The organism is Meiothermus sp. (assembly GCF_026004075.1).
Classification (GTDB): domain Bacteria; phylum Deinococcota; class Deinococci; order Deinococcales; family Thermaceae; genus Meiothermus.
In genome coordinates, this window is sequence record NZ_BPIK01000001.1 from 2,108,011 (window position 1) to 2,122,548 (window position 14,538).

The 14,538-nt window shown below is 61.6% G+C and carries 10 protein-coding genes and 1 pseudogene; 4 read left to right on the plus strand and 7 right to left on the minus strand.

The window, feature by feature from the left end:
• Positions 1-4 precede the first annotated feature (4 nt).
• The 6 genes from Q0X18_RS10220 to Q0X18_RS10245 all read right to left on the minus strand — a co-directional run bounded on the left by Q0X18_RS10220 (position 5) and on the right by Q0X18_RS10245 (position 9,306).
• On the minus strand, positions 5-1,111 hold the full coding sequence (locus Q0X18_RS10220) for a YncE family protein (protein ID WP_297561892.1): 1,107 nt from the start codon (positions 1,109-1,111) through the stop codon (positions 5-7).
• Positions 1,112-1,124: 13 nt separating this feature from the next.
• Positions 1,125-2,216, minus strand: coding sequence for a hypothetical protein (locus Q0X18_RS10225; RefSeq protein ID WP_297561894.1), 1,092 nt, complete (start codon positions 2,214-2,216; stop codon positions 1,125-1,127).
• 43 nt (positions 2,217-2,259) lie between these two features.
• Positions 2,260-2,442 carry a hypothetical protein gene (locus Q0X18_RS10230; protein WP_297561897.1) on the minus strand — a complete coding sequence of 61 codons (183 nt, stop codon included), beginning with the start codon at positions 2,440-2,442 and terminating at the stop codon, positions 2,260-2,262.
• Positions 2,443-2,524: 82 nt separating this feature from the next.
• Positions 2,525-4,618: a fibronectin type III domain-containing protein gene (locus tag Q0X18_RS10235; protein WP_297561901.1), complete on the minus strand. Its 2,094-nt coding sequence runs from the start codon at positions 4,616-4,618 to the stop codon at positions 2,525-2,527.
• A 538-nt stretch (positions 4,619-5,156) separates the two neighbouring features.
• The gene (locus tag Q0X18_RS10240; protein ID WP_297561904.1) at positions 5,157-8,591 is read right to left on the minus strand and encodes a BTAD domain-containing putative transcriptional regulator; all 3,435 of its coding nucleotides are present in this window, start codon (positions 8,589-8,591) and stop codon (positions 5,157-5,159) included.
• Between the two features lie 79 nt (positions 8,592-8,670).
• Positions 8,671-9,306, minus strand: coding sequence for a hypothetical protein (locus Q0X18_RS10245; RefSeq protein ID WP_297561906.1), 636 nt, complete (start codon positions 9,304-9,306; stop codon positions 8,671-8,673).
• Between the two features lie 137 nt (positions 9,307-9,443).
• On the opposite strand from Q0X18_RS10245, the gene Q0X18_RS10250 reads away from it, so the two are divergent.
• From Q0X18_RS10250 to Q0X18_RS10265, 4 genes and pseudogenes are all read left to right on the plus strand, one after another.
• Positions 9,444-11,273, plus strand: a complete 1,830-nt coding sequence (locus Q0X18_RS10250; RefSeq protein WP_297561909.1) for a tetratricopeptide repeat protein — start codon at positions 9,444-9,446, stop codon at positions 11,271-11,273.
• 69 nt (positions 11,274-11,342) lie between these two features.
• Positions 11,343-12,227, plus strand: a complete 885-nt coding sequence (locus Q0X18_RS10255; RefSeq protein WP_297561912.1) for a pseudouridine-5'-phosphate glycosidase — start codon at positions 11,343-11,345, stop codon at positions 12,225-12,227.
• Between the two features lie 54 nt (positions 12,228-12,281).
• Positions 12,282-13,214 (plus strand): RodZ domain-containing protein, encoded by a 933-nt coding sequence (locus tag Q0X18_RS10260; protein ID WP_297561914.1) that lies wholly within the window; start codon positions 12,282-12,284, stop codon positions 13,212-13,214.
• Positions 13,215-13,278: 64 nt separating this feature from the next.
• A pseudogene (locus Q0X18_RS10265) lies at positions 13,279-13,903 on the plus strand (transposase).
• Positions 13,904-13,909: 6 nt separating this feature from the next.
• On the opposite strand, the gene Q0X18_RS10270 reads toward Q0X18_RS10265, so the two are convergent.
• Positions 13,910-14,494, minus strand: a complete 585-nt coding sequence (locus Q0X18_RS10270) for a DUF937 domain-containing protein (protein WP_297561917.1) — start codon at positions 14,492-14,494, stop codon at positions 13,910-13,912.
• Between the last annotated feature and the right edge of the window lie 44 nt (positions 14,495-14,538).

The window sequence follows — 14,538 nt, forward strand, 5'->3', positions numbered from 1 at the left end:
CCTCCTATTGCCGACGAACCACCACCACATCGAACGAGAGGCCATCTATCGGGATGGCCTGGGTTACTTGCTTGCGCTCCAGGTCGAAGACCACCAGGTGGCCCTCGGTACCGCTGCTCACGATGTACACCCGCCTGCCGTCGGGCGAGAGGGCCGCGTGGGTGGGGTTGACAAAGACTTTATTGGCGAGCTCGAGCCGGAAGTTTTGCACCTGACCCGAGTCCAGATCCACCAGCGAGACCGCGTTGGAGTAGTAGTTGAGCGATAGGATTTTCCCCTTGCCCACGGCCAGCATCCCCAGCGGCCCCGGCGTAACGGTGAAGCTTTTGGGGCTTGCGCCGGGCGCGTGCAGGCTGAGGGTGTTGGACTCGAAGTTGGAGACCAAAGCCCCCTCCCCCAGCGGCAACACAAAGGCCGGGTCGGAGCCGGTAGGGGCCTCGGCCAGGGTTTGCCAGGTGTCCTCATCGAGCCAGCGCACCGCGCTGGCCTCGGTGCTGGGCTGGCGGGGGCGCAGCGCCACCACCAGCCGGGCGTTCACCCGCGCCACATCGGCAGCCTCGTTCGCGCTGCCCGAGGGCGGTAGGTTGACGGCCCGCACCACCTGCCCGCTGTCCAGGTCAATCTCGCTCAGGCGGCCCTGGCGGATGTGGGAGACGAAGAGCCTGGCAAAGTCGCTCGAGAAGGCGATACCCACCGGTCGTTCACCCACGATGAAGGGCCTGGCCCCGCCGGGGTTATGACAGGCAAAGCAACTGGTCTGGGAGAAGGCATCCTGCTCGAGGTGGGCCTGGATCACCGTACCGTCGGGGCGGCGCTCGGGCACCGGGGCAGTCAGGAAGGTGCGGCGAACCGATAGCGTGCGCATATCCACCTCAGCTACCGCCTGCGAGCCCACCAGCACCACGTATACCTTGTCTCCCTCCGGGCTCACGACCATCCGGTGTGGCAACCCCCCCACGGTGATGTGCTGGAGGGTTTTGCCCTGCACAGGATCTACCACGGCCACCGTACTCGAGCCGGCCTGGCTCACCAGCACATAGTGGGGACTGACCGCCGGCGCCCCCGAACAGGCTGTCAGTAAAACCCAGCCAAGGAGCATTGCCTTTCGCATAACAGCCCCTTATCTATTGCCGGCGCTCGAGGTTGTACCAGGGCCCCTGCCCGCTGGTGTAGCAAATGTAGGGGCTCCAGGCGTGGCCTGGGTAATGGCAGCCCAGCATGAAGTCCTCACGACCCGCCGGCAGGGTATAGCTCCAGCGGTGGTAGCTGGTGAGGGGCTTGAGGGTGTACTCCTGCACCCCATCCTCCGAACCACACTCACGGATGCGCACGATCAGCCTGGCCTGGGTGGCCTCGAGGCGCACATCCCCCTGGTAGGTGTAATCATCGCGCTGGTTGGTGATCTTGAACAGGGCGTTGCCCTTTTCGAAGTAGATGAGGTCTTTTTTGCAGACCCCCTCCAGGTTAACCCGGACATACGCCAGGGCCAGCTCGTAGCCACCCGGTAACCAGCGGATGAACCTGTGATGCCCGGTACCCTCAGGAAACTGGTAGGCCCCGGTCTGCGGGTTGTAGAACTGGGTATCCCGGTGTCCCCACACTCCCAGCATCTCTCTGTAGGGGCCATCGGTACCCAACTGGAACTCTTGGGGCTGGGGGGGCTGGGCAGGGTCTGCGGGTGGGCTGGGGTTGAGCAGCTTAAACTTGAGGGGATAGGGGCCACCAGAGAGAACCATCTGCACAGTGGTGTCCAGGAAGGTCTCGTAATTCGAGAGCGCTACATCAAAGATCACGGGATCGAGCGGCAGGTTGAGAGTGGCGGGGCTGGTACAGTTTTGCACGTCCAACCGCCGCTGACGGGGCCGCAGAATTAAGCGGCTGCCGCTCAATTCGGCCTGCCCTACCATCTGGTCGAAGAAGCTGACCAGCGCGCAGTTTGATGACACACCCTGCGAGTAGTGGGCAAAGTAGTACTCGCCGTTGGGCATAACCTTGAGCTGCGCCGAGTAGCCCTGGGTCATGTTGAAAGTAATCCCGGTATAGAGGTTGGTGAACTCTCCACCGCTGGCCAGGGTGTCCTGCCAGATGCCGCTGAGTTCGGCTGGAAAGCTGCCAGTGGGGGGACTGCCCCCGCCAGGAGGATTGCTACCGCTGCTGCCACCACCGCAGGCCGCTAAAAAAAGGGGTATTGCCAGTAAAAAAATAGCCTTGTACATGTTTTCCTCCTTGTGCCAGGGGTAGCGAACCCCACACAACCCCCTACTCTGGAGCCTCCTCTTGCTCGGCTTCCATTTCCTGCTTCAAAAAATCGGTGAGGCTTCGGGAATCCGCAAAGTAGTGGCGCTCCTCACCGTGGCTCACCGAGGCCCGCCAGACCTCGCCCTCGAGGCTAGGTTCGTACCAGATGCGAACCACATAAATCTTGCTAGGCGGTGTATTCACAAGAGTTCCTTCGGTCATTCGGTTAGGGGTTTGGTAGGTTGGGTGTCGGCAGGAGGAGGCACTCCACCGACACCCCGAGGTTCTACTTCTGCACCGTAATGGTCGCACCGGTAATAGGTAGACCACTCACGGTGGGGCTCCCTTGAGCGCTCAGTGCGGTTAGGTTGATCTGGTAGGTCTTGTTAACTGGAACCGTGTTCTGACCTCCGCCCCCACAGGCTGCCAGTGTGAGGGCTAGGGCCAGCGCCAGGAAGCCCACCCGCAAAGAGCGCATACGCCATGCACCCAGCAGCATCAAGGGCAGCATGGTAAGCAGCAGTGGCGCAGGTAGAGCCGGGAGGCTTTGGGCTTTCAGCACCGCCGGACGAGCAGCCAACGTACTGGCGATATCGGCTACCACCAAGAACTGGCTGTTGCCCGGACTGAGGGCCAGTGGGCTGGACAGGCTGAAGGTGAGGGTGCCGTTGTCAGCACTGAAGTTACCGGTGGCGATGGGTGTCTCACCTGAGTCAATTTGACCGTTAGCGTTGGCATCGCGGATCAGCTTGACCGCCGTGAGGTCGAGGCCGTCGTGGCCAGTACCCGTGGCCTGCAGGGTGATGCTTTGGAGCTGGGTAGCTTGCGAGGGATTGAGGGTGAAGGCCAGCATCGAGACGTTACTCTGGCCCTTGTTGCGGGTGGCATCGGTGGGGGCGTTGGCGGGCTTGGCGGCGGTAATGGTCGGGCTTCCTGCCGGTGTGGTGTTAAAGGTAGCCGTGACCGTCTTGGCAGCATCCATCGTAACCGAGCAGGTACCTGTACCTGTACAGGCCCCACTCCAGCCAGCAAAAGTAGAACCGGTATCGGCCACCGCACTCAGGATCACGCTAGCCCCCGAGCTAAAGGCAGCGTTGCAGGTCGCACCGCAGTTGATGCCCGCCGGGCTGCTGCTCACCGTGCCGCTGCCGGTACCACCTTTATTCACTGTGAGCGCGAAGCTGGCTGCAGGAGCCTGGGTGTAGTTAACGCTGGCGGTAGCGCTACCGGTGGTCACGTTCACGGTCTGGCTGGCTGGGTTGGGGTTGTAGGTGACACCACCCACCACCACACTGGGTGCGGTAACCGTGTATGTACCTGTTACCACATCGGAAAGCGACTGGCCGGTACCGGTCAGGATGGTGCGCTGCTGGTTGAAACCGTTCGGGCCGGTGATGGTGAGGGTCGCGCTGTTGCCGCTGGGCAGACCCGTCACTTGCAGGTTCAGGGTACCGAAGCTCTGAGCAGTATTGAAGGTAGCAGTCACGTTTTGCGCTGCGTTCATGGTTAGGGTACAGGTGCCCGTACCGCTGCAACCACCCCCACTCCAGCCAGCAAAGGTAGAGCCGCTGGCAGCAGCCGCGCTAAGGGTAACGGCCGTACCTGCATTGAACGACGCAGAGCAGGTAGCTCCACAGTTGATGCCACTTGGGCTGCTGGTGATCGTGCCGCTACCGGTGCCGCTTTTGTTGACGGTAAGGTTGAAGGTAGAGGTGGGCGCGGTGTTGAAGGTTGCGGTGACGCTCTGAGCCGCACTCATCGTGACCGTGCATGTACCTGTACCACCACAACCACCTCCACTCCACCCTGCGAAAACCGAACCCGACGCTGGTGCCGCGGTTAGCGTTACCGTGGTTCCCTGGGCGAAGCTGGCGGTACAGGTGGCCCCACAATTGATACCCGCTGGGCTGCTGGTTACGGTTCCTGAACCTGTGCCGTTCTTATTGACCGTGAGGGCAAAGGTGGGAGCAGCCGAGGTGGTGAAGGTCTGGGTAGGGCTGTTGAAAGTTCCCGCGTCGGTAACGAAGCGGTAGCGCCAGAAATAGGTGGTGTTGGGGGTAAGGCCGGTTAGGCTGGTGCTGACGCTGGGAAAATTGAGGGCGGTGTTGGGCACGGTAGCTGGAGGCACCGAGTTGCCGAAGGAATTGGTGGTTCCATAATCCACATACAGCAGACCACCCTTGAAATAGCTAAAAAGATTCACCCCAAGGGTCGCAGTGGTAGCGCCAATCCCGCTGCTTTGCAGGTTCTGGAAGCTGGCCTGATAAAAGACCGTCACCGGCTGCACCGGTGCAGCGTTGCCATAAACAGTCACTGCGACGGCGGTAAGGCGGTGGGTGTTGGGGCCTGCGAGCCCCAGCAACTGCTGGTTGAAGCGCACCGGTACTCTTATCTGCAGTTGCCAACCACTGGGTATAGGGGCAAACCCAAACGAGACTCCGCCCGCGTTGCCAGGTTGTGCCGCCTGTGCGCAATATCCTTGAAACCCTGATGGGTTACCAGAAAAATCAACCACCGTGCCATCGGAAAGTCTAATTAGGTAACAATAGACTGGATTCTGGGCGCTTACTTCAAAGCTGGCCCCAGTGGGTAAGAAAAAGTCAAAACCAACCGTATCATTTGTACAAGGGCTGACGTTGGTGGAACTCGCCCGAATATAAGCCAGGTCGCCGGTTTTTGGGTATGGCTCGTTAGGGTCGGCAAAGTACCCAACGGAGTTTTGTGTCGCTGTTACGGTGTTACCTGTGACCGGGCATACTGTTTTGACGGACACAGGTTGACTATCCAAATAGGCCCGCGCGGCGTGGGATAGGCTATTCAGAGCCAAGAAAAGCAGTAGGAGCAAAACCCTCGAGAGCTGGTTTTCTTTCATGCCTCCCACGGTAGCCTGGGCAGCATGACTGGAGGATGACTGTAGCCTAGAGGCTCGAGAGGCCGGCCGATCGAGCCGCCTGAAGAATCGCCTGGCTCAGAGGGTTCTGGCTTAAGAAACTGGGTCGGTGCTGGGAAGGCACTTCGTTTTCAGCGATTCTCATCAAGTAGCCCAGCACCTGCTCTATCAAGGATAGATCAGCAGGCAAGCTGGCCGCCTGGGCAGAGCAATGCACCCAGAGCACCTCGAGTTTTGTGCAACCCGTCGGCCAGTAGCCTTCCAGCAGCTTTATAGCTGCCTGTGCGTGCGCTTGAGCTTCCTTCAAACCACCTCGGGACGAACCAGACCGACACAATAAGGTCTCGGCCAGCAGGGTATGGGCGGATATTTGCAGGGCGGGAAAGTCTCTTTCCTGGGCCAGCGCCAGGGCTTCTTTAAGGTACACAGGTGCTTCATCGGGCAGTATGCGGGCTTTGGCCAACAAAAAGCGCCCATAGGCCTGGCTTTGCTGGCCATCAAAAAGTTCACTCAGCTTTTCCAACCACGAGCCGACTTCTTCTCCCCGACGGTGCGCCAGCAAAAGGCCCAGGATGCGGTAAGTGGCCTCGTCGCGCCGGGGCAGGTCGGGTGCGCCCAGGGCCCGGTTCAGCCAGTCCGAGGCGGCATCCCACGCCCCCCACACCCAGTGGAGCCGGGCCATCTGGTACTCGCTAAAAGCCCGTGTCCAGCCCCACTCCTCCGGAACAATCTCCAGTGCGCGTTCCAGGGCTTGCTGGGCCTCTGCGTAGCGCTCGAGGTCGTGGTAGCGCAGGGCCAGGTTGTTGAGGTGGTGCACCTCGCGGCCTGTAACGCCTTGCGTACCCTCGAGCAAGCGCCCGGCCTGGAGCTGCGCCTCCAGGGCTGCTTCGGCCAGACCCAGCGCAGCCAGCGAGACGGCACGGTTGAGGTGCAAACCCACCCGCATGATGCGGTTTTCGGAGCGCTCCAGAACCGGTTCGGCCTCCTGGTAGTAGGCCAGGGCCTCGCGGTGGCGCTCGAGCTGATCGTAGGCGATGCCCAGGCGCGAGGTGCAGATGGCGGCCTGAAGCACATCGCCCCGTTCCCGATGAAGCTGCCGGAGTTGCTCCAGGGCCTCGACCAGGGCAGGGGTTTTGCGCTGCACATACAGCGACTGGGCCAGCGAGTCCAGCAGGCGGATGCGGAGCTCGGGCAGCCCGGCTTGCTCGGCAGCCTGCAAGCCCTGCCGGGCCGCCGCTTCGGCCTCAGACCCATAGCCATGCTCGGCCTGCCGGATGGCCTCGCACAGCCAGGCTCTGGCCTGCTTCTCGGGGGTATCGGCCATCGTCTGCATACGCTCAATCAACCTGGCGTGGCGCTGGCCGGTATCGAAGCGAACCATCACCCGGCTTAAAACCTCCAGCAAGTCGAAGGCCTGGGCCTCTCCTGTGTGCTCGAGGGCCTGCTCGTAGAACTGGGCGGCCTCAGTCAGTCGGTAGGCCTCCTCGGCCCTGCGGGCGGCCTGTACCAGAAAAGGAACCGCCCGCGCAGGCTCAGCCCCCAGCCAGTGGCCTGCAATGCGGGCTGGATCGGCCCCTACTCCTTCCAAATACGCCGCGATTTGCCGATGTAGATAGGCTTTGATGCTGGCCGGTATGCTCCCCAGGGTAGCCTCGTAGAGCAGGTCGTGGGTAAAGGCGTTGCCCCGCAACATCTGGGCCGCCTCGAGCTCGGCCCAGGGTTCCAAGAGCTCCCAGGGGGTGGCCTCCAGCACCGAAGCGGCCAGTTCGGGCGAGAAGTCGGGCCCGGCCACAGCAGCCGTGCGAATCAGCCGTTGGGCTGGCGGAGAAAGACCCTCGAGGCGGGCCTGAATGAGGGTACGCACCCGGCCCGAAGCCGGGAGCTTTTGTGGAACCCCTTTCTGCAAGGCCCCCGACTCCACCAAGCTACGGGCCGTCTCAAGTACAAAAAATGGGTTACCCCCGGTGTAGCGCACCAGTGTTTGCGAGAGCGACGCCAGACCCGGCACCTCGAGGCTTTGTACCAAGGCTTCGACCTCGGCGGGCTGCAATGGCTCCACGTCCAGCAGCACCGCCAACCCTGCCTCCACCAGGGGCAGAAAAATGCCCTGCTCGACCTCGGGCGCAATCTCGCCCCGACGATAAATCTCGATGGTGAAGGGGGGCTGTCCTTGGCCCCCCACCCCGCCATATTTGTTGAGCTGATAAAGCATGGCCTCGAGGCTGGCCCGGTCGAGGTACTGCGCGTCGTCGCTAACCTGAATGCTGGGTCTGTCCGCAAGATGTGAATACAGCGTGAGTTCGGCCAGGGCATCGTAAAAGCGCAGTTTTTCGGCTTCGGATAGCAGGGGTGGGGGCGCATCCTGCGCCAGCTCGGGCAGGATACGGGCCACCTCGCGCCGTACCCAGGCCGGTAGGTTGTGCAGCAGTTCGGGCCGCTCGGCAAAAGATTCGCGCAGGCTGCGGGCATAACTCGAGTAAGGCACCCCGGCATCGCCAGGACGAGCCGCCAACAGCACCACCCGCCCCTTCGATGCTGCGAAATCGAGCGCAAGTCGAGTTTTTCCCACCCCTGGCTCGCCGCGCAACAACACCACCTGGCCTTTCTGGTAGGCCTCCTCCATCTGGGCCCAAAGCTTTTCCCGGCCCACCATCACCGGCGGGCGCAACAAACTGAGGGGGATGGCGCTTTTTTGCGGGGGGGCGCTTTGCTCGAGCCCCGCACCCTGGGTAATCTGTGCCGCCAGCGCCTGGGTTTCGGCCAGCGGGGCCACCCCCAGCTCGCGCTTTAGGACAGTCTGACAACGCTCGTAAGCCTTGAGCGCAGCGGGCCGATCCCCGCTCAGGTACAAGAGCCGCATCACCCGGCGGTGGGCCACCTCCGAGAGCAGGTCCTGCTCGAGCAGCCGTTCGGCGTAGGCCAGGGCCTCGCGGTACTGCCCGGCCTGCTCGAGCCCATCGGACAGCGCCGCCAGCGACATCCGTCGCAGCTCGGCCAGCTTCTCCCGCTGCACCAAGAGCCAGTCGTCGAAATCGGGGCAGTCGTCGTAATCGCAGCCCTCCAGCAACACCCCACGGGCTTCAGCCAGCTCTAGATGCCGTCCCGCAAAGTGGGCTACCTGCAACAGGGCCACATCCACCGCCAGGCCCAGCAGCTCGAGCACATCGCCTCCCCGCACCACCTCGGCCCCGGCGGCCTGCTTGAGCCGCCTCAGGGCCTGGGCCAGGTTGTTGCGGGCGGTGGGCTCGGTGGATGCGGGCCACAACAGGCCCGCCAGTTTAGAGCGGCTGGTGGAGCCTTCAAGGCTCAGGTAAGCCAGCAGACCCGCCGTCTTACGCTCGAGCGGGCGCAACTGGCGGTTCTGGATGTGCAAAGTCGGAACGCCCAGCAGCTCGAGGCGGCCCCGAGGCGGGGCGGTCTCGAGGGGTTCCGAAGCCCTTGCCAGGCGCTTGCGATCTGGCATTTATATATTGTAAAAAAACCAGGGCAGATTCGGTGTTTTTTTCGCACAAAGCCATCGAGCAGCTTCTTGGTTTTGCTCCCTACAGCCCAAACCAGGTGAAAGGATAGTAGCTCACCAGCTCATCGCGAAAAGGCTCCACCAGCCGCACGTTGGCCGCCGGGGCTTCGGGTTTGGCGAGTTCCACCCTGGGATTAAAGTCCCTGGCCCCAATCTGGCGCAGAAGCTCCTGGGGGTTGAGATTGGGTACTCCGTAGCCCAGGGCGGCATAGGTCTGAGTACGCACCCAGGCATACTCCTCGAGCGAAAAGTTCTGCCGGTTGAGCGCCTGTACCTGTATTCTTTTGGCGTCCAGCATCAGCGAACCCCCTTCGCGGAATAAATCCAGCGCAGTGCGATAATCCAGTACGAGCTGCCCTACCTGTTGGTTGGCCAGCTGATTGAGCCGGGCTTCCACGCGCCGGTAACGCTCTCCCAGTTGTTGCTTGACGCTTTGTTGCACCTTCACAAAGCGCTGCACCTGCTCGGGGCTGAGCTGCCCGTTTTCAGGGGGTGTATAAGCGGTCTGTCGCACCACACCCTGATCCAGGGTGATGATCTGTCGAAAGTCGTTGACCAGCGTCTGGGCTGGACGAATCAGGAGTGCGTAGGCGGCCCAGCCTGCCAGGGCTAAAAGCAGCAAAAAACCAGAAAGGGCTAGCATCAACCATCTTGCCACAAAGGCAGAATGCCATACGACGAACCGTCCAACTGCGGTTTCCGGTGCAATTTGGCACGTCGGCCCTGCCTAAGATCCCTGCACAATTGTGAGAAGTCCGATAAACCCGTAGTATTTGGGTATAAGGCCAGCAAGCTATGAATCAGACCCTCCAAGCCCTCGAGGCCCAGCTCAACCAAACCCAGGCCCTATCGGAGAAACTGCGTCTACTCGACGAGCTGTACCAGTTCCTGCGGCATAGCGATCTGCGCCGGGCCGGACAGGTTGTCGAGGAGATGCTTATCCTCTCGAAAGAGATAGCCTATCCAGCAGGGCGGGGCTTAGCGCTTAAAAACCTGGGCGATTTCCACTTTCGTCAGGGCAATCTGCCCGCCGCTCAGGGCTGTTTGGAAGAAGCTCTTTCGGTTCTGCGCAGATTGGGTGAGTTTAGGGGCGAGGCCAGCGCTCTCAACGCACTGGGCCACTTCCATTATTTTCAGGGTAATTTTCCCAAGGCCCTCGAGTACTACCTAGAAGCCCTCGAGGTAAGCCGAAAGTATGAACACAAAGTGCTCGAGGCCGAGGCCCTGAATGGCGTTGGTCTGGTGCAATACACCCTGGGCAACCACCAGGAGGCCGCCAAATACTTCCTGCGCAGCCTGGCCCTCAAGCGCGAGTTGGGCGATCATCTCAGCCAAGCCGAAACCCTAACCAACCTGGGCATGGTGTACCTCGAGCTTGGCGACCTTGCGGGTGCAGCCCAGCTCTACCGTGAAAGCCTGTCTATTCAGCAAGCACTGGGCGACCGTCAGGGCGAAGCCAGCGCGCTACGCAATCTGGGCGTGGTATTTCAGCGGCTGGGGCGCGTCCAGGAGGCCCTGGACTACCACCAGCAAGCCCTGCAGATTGCCAGCCAGCTAGGCAGTCCCCAGATTCGGGCCACCTGTTTGGAGAACCAGGGCCTCGCCCACGTGGCCCTGGGCAATTTGGACACGGCGCTGGAATTGCTTCAGGCCGCCAAGGCTCTCTACCAGGAACTAAGCCATCGGCTGGGCGAGCTGAGCACGCTGCTGCAAATCGGCTTACTGCTGGGCCGTAAGGGGCAGCCGGACATCGCAATTCAGGCTCTGCAACAGGGCCTCGAGCTGGCTGAAGAGCTGGGTACGCAAAAGCTGCTGCTCGAGTTTCACCAGGCCATAGCCAGCGTTTTCGAGGCAGGGCAGAAACCCGCATTGGCCCTGTACCACCTGCGGCAGGCCCTCGAGATTGAGCGCAAGCTACACAAAGAGCAGCAGGCCCAAAGAACCGCCGCCCTGCTGGCTGGGTTTCAGGTAGAAAAAGCCCGTCAGGAAGCGGAAATTGAACGGTTGCGCAGCACCGAGCTGGCCCGTGCCAACCGCGAACTGGCCCTGGCTATAGAAAGTCTGAGGGAGGCCAACGCCGAGAAGTCGCGCCTGCTGGATAAGCTACGCCAGCAGTCGGCTGAGCTGGAGCGCCTGGCCCGCCAGGACCCCCTAACCCGACTGCATAACCGCCGCTACCTGGAGGAAAACCTCGAGCGTGAGTTTGCTGCCTCCAAGCGCTACAAATTCCCCCTCAGCGTAGCGCTTGTAGATATCGACCATTTCAAGCAAATCAACGATACCTTTTCTCATCAGGTTGGCGACGACGTGTTACGGATTGTTGGACAAATTCTCGAGTCCGGCTGCCGGGGGGTAGATTTTGCCGCCCGCTATGGGGGTGAGGAATTTGCCCTGGTCTTCTCTCAAACCGACCTGGCAGGAGCCCTGATTGCCTGCGAACGGGTACGGCAACGCATCGAACAGCATCACTGGGCCGCTCTGCACCCCGATCTGAAGGTAACGGTAAGCATCGGGGTAAGCTGTGACCCCACCCTCCCCAACCACGAAAAACTCCTGGCCGCCGCCGACGAGCAACTCTACAGGGCCAAGCGGGCTGGGCGGAACCGGGTATTCCCGCAAAGCTAGCTTCGGGCTCAGGCGCATGCGGGGGTCTCCCCCGTTGCCTTTTGAGTCCGCTGCAAGCAGAATCGGTTTATGCGTCTGCACTCCGAAGTAACACAGGCTCTGCAAAACCGCCAGGCAGTGGTGGCCCTCGAGTCCACCGTTATCACCCACGGCCTGCCCCGCCCCCTGAACCTGGAGCTTGCCCGCAAACTCGAGGATACCGTGCGCCAGGCAGGGGCCGTCCCCGCCACCATTGCCATCCTGAGGGGCGAAGTGGTGGTGGGGCTGACCCCAGACGAGCTCGAGGCCATTGCCACCGACGACACCGCCGACAAAGCCAGCCTGTGGAACCTGGGGGCCCTGCTGGCCCAGGGCAGGAGCGCAGGCACCACCGTGGCCTCCACCACCTTTCTGGCCCACAAGGCCGGCATTCAGGTTTTCGCCACCGGCGGCATTGGCGGCGTGCACCCCCACCCCTACGACGAATCGGCAGACTTGCTCGAGCTCTCCCGTACCCCCATTGTGGTGGTTTCGGCAGGCCCTAAAAGCATCCTCGACCTCGCGGCCACCCTGGAGCGCCTGGAATCGCTGGGGGTAGCCCTGTTAGGCTATAAAACCAACCACCTGCCCGCCTTTCACAGCCCCTCCAGCCCCTATCTCCTACCGGCTCGGGTGGAGTCGGCCCAGGAGGCTGCCCGGGCTTACAAAGCCGCCCGAACCTTGGGGCTACCGGGGGCCAGCCTGGTGCTTAACCCCATTTCCAAAGGGCTGGACTTTACCCAGGTGCAGCGCTGGGTGGAACAGGCCACCCAGGAAGCCGCCCGGCTTGGGGTAGGCGGAAAAGCCCTCACACCGTTCTTACTCCGGCGCATCTCTGAGTTGAGTGGGGGCCAGACCGACGAGGTCAATCTGCGGCTACTGGAAGAAAACGCCCGCCTAGCAGCCCAAATTGCCCTGGCTCTAACCCAGGAATAGGCCCTTTTGCGTTACTTATACGCATCCAAACTTTGTGGCTTAGAATAAAGCGAAATGTGTGAGTTGGGGAAGCGGCTAAAGGAAGCCCGCGAGGCCAGGGGGCTGGAGCTAGCCCAGGCCGCAGAGGTGCTTAAGGTGCGGCGGGCCATTCTGGAAGCCCTAGAAGACTGTCGATTCGATGAACTACCCGAACCGCCCCTGGCTCGAGGCTATCTCAAGCGCTATGCCCAACTGCTGGGCCTCGACCCCGCACCCCTGCTGGCCCTTTATCCCAGCAGTGCCCCGCAAATCTCAGAGCCCGTATCTCCTCCCAGCGACAAACCCTCCGCTACCTCGAGGCCTGGCTGGCTCTGGGCCGTTCCCTTAGCGGTGCTGCTGGTACTCCTGGGCTGGTGGGGGTACCGCACCCTCAACCGCCCTAGCACGTCCACACCCACCCCCCCGCCCTCTGCCCCCGTCACGCCCCCACCCCCCAAACAGGTTAGCTTGCGCATCGCCACCCAGCCCCCCGGCGCCCGGGTCTACCTGGATGGTTTCTTGTTGGGCCAGGCCCCACTGGAGGCCAGGGTCGAAGCCGGAGAACGTACCCTCCGCGTCGAGGCAGCCGGCTATCAAAAATACGAGCAGGTGCTCACCCTGCAAACAGACCGCAATCTAAGCTTTGCCCTGACGCCCGTTCCTCCCGCATCCAGCGCCCCTGAACCCCCCGCTCCAGGAACTGTGCCTCCCACCAATCCCACCTCTCCCACACCCACTACAGGTCTTGTGCTGAGGCTCGAGGGCACTAGCTGGGTTCGTGTCACCGATGGCCGCACGGGCCGGCTGCTGTATGAAGGCACCGTAGCCAGCGGAACCCAGCTCAGCTACCCCCTGCCGGTGGTGGTGCGGGTTGGCAATGCCGGGGTGGTGCGGGCCATCGTCAACGGTCAGGATCGGGGCCGCATGGGCAATGTGGGACAGGTGGTCACACAGCGTTTTGGGGAATAGCCCAGGCCCCCTAGAGGCTCCTAGGAACCTATCCCAAACGCGGTAGGCAGATTATGTTCAGGACATGGAGCCGACAACACGCAAGCCCTACCCATCCGACGTGAGCGATGAGGAGTGGGCCTTTGTGATGCCCTACCTGACCCTGTTGCCCCTGGATGCACAGCAGCGCAAATACCACTTGCGGGAAGTGTTCAACGCCCTGCGGTGGCTCGTAAGAACCGGCGCTGGATGAACAGGGGCGTATCTGAGGATTTGGTGCATGACCTGCGGGAAACGCTGCGCCTGTTGCAGGGGCGAGCGGGCTAGGATGGGGCCAAAAAGCGCAAAGGCAGCAGGGTGCACATGGCCGTGGATACGCTGGGGCATCTGCTGGCGATGGTGGTCACCCCGGCCGATGAGCAGGAGCGTGCCCAGGTAGCGGAACTCTCAAAAGCGGTGCAAGCTGTTACCAACCAGCAAGTCGAGGTGGCCTTTGTGGATCAAGGCTGAGCAAGCCGCTGCCCAAGAGGGGATAGCGGCAAAGCCGCTACCCGAGGGTGGTCGAATGCAGCTTTGCCTGGATGGCTCGTTTTCGCCGTCTGGCCCGTGGCTACGAGCGTCTTACTGAGACCCTCGAGGGTTTTCACTGGCTGGCTTTCTCCATTCTGCTTTTGTCGAAAGCTCTGGATGGTTTACGTTTGGCTTCCTAGCAGGCTCTAGCGCTTGAGGAAATTACCCAGCATCCGTACCACATCGTCCATCACGTTGCCGTCGCGGTTCTGATCAAGCAGCATATTAACCAGGTTGAAGGCCTGAGGTTGTTGCTGTTGCATCTGGCCAGTGGCTTGCCCCAATAAATCCATCAAGCTGCCAACGTCCGCGCCCTGCTGGCGGGTGGTCTTGCCCAACGCCCCCATTACCACCGGGGCCAGCATCTCCAGTAGGCCCCCAATCTGGCTGGGGTTGATGCCGGTAGCTTGCCCAATCCCCTGCTGCACAACCTCGCGCCTATCTCCTAGCACATGGCGCAGAATACCGGCCCCCGGCCCCTGCTGGGCGTTGCTCAAAAAGCCCATCAGGTCATCCAGTATTCCGCCATCGTGATCACGCTGCAAAGCATTGGTCAGCGACTCAGCCCCTTGCGGGTCGGCGGCATTGCGCTGTAACCCTTGCAAAAGGGCTGGTAAAGCCATCCCAATTGCGCTTTGCACCTGTTTATCCTCAGCGCCGAGCTGCTTTGCCATCTGTTGAATGACGTCTTCTGAAAGAGCTGCGCCCAACAAATCTGTAAGTCCTGCCATACGATCCTCCGGTTTCTAGTAACCACACAAGCAGTTCTCAGGAA

Bases quoted from the DNA above. Each gene is read 5' to 3' on its own strand.
- Q0X18_RS10220 (WP_297561892.1), bottom strand. From the start codon at position 1,111: ATGCGAAAGGCAATGCTCCTTGGCTGGGTTTTACTGACAGCCTGTTCG.
- Q0X18_RS10250 (WP_297561909.1), top strand. From the start codon at position 9,444: ATGAATCAGACCCTCCAAGCCCTCGAGGCCCAGCTCAACCAAACCCAG.
- Q0X18_RS10240 (WP_297561904.1), bottom strand. From the start codon at position 8,591: ATGCCAGATCGCAAGCGCCTGGCAAGGGCTTCGGAACCCCTCGAGACC.
- Q0X18_RS10270 (WP_297561917.1), bottom strand. From the start codon at position 14,494: ATGGCAGGACTTACAGATTTGTTGGGCGCAGCTCTTTCAGAAGACGTC.
- Q0X18_RS10260 (WP_297561914.1), top strand. From the start codon at position 12,282: ATGTGTGAGTTGGGGAAGCGGCTAAAGGAAGCCCGCGAGGCCAGGGGG.
- Q0X18_RS10255 (WP_297561912.1), top strand. From the start codon at position 11,343: ATGCGTCTGCACTCCGAAGTAACACAGGCTCTGCAAAACCGCCAGGCA.
- Q0X18_RS10225 (WP_297561894.1), bottom strand. From the start codon at position 2,216: ATGTACAAGGCTATTTTTTTACTGGCAATACCCCTTTTTTTAGCGGCC.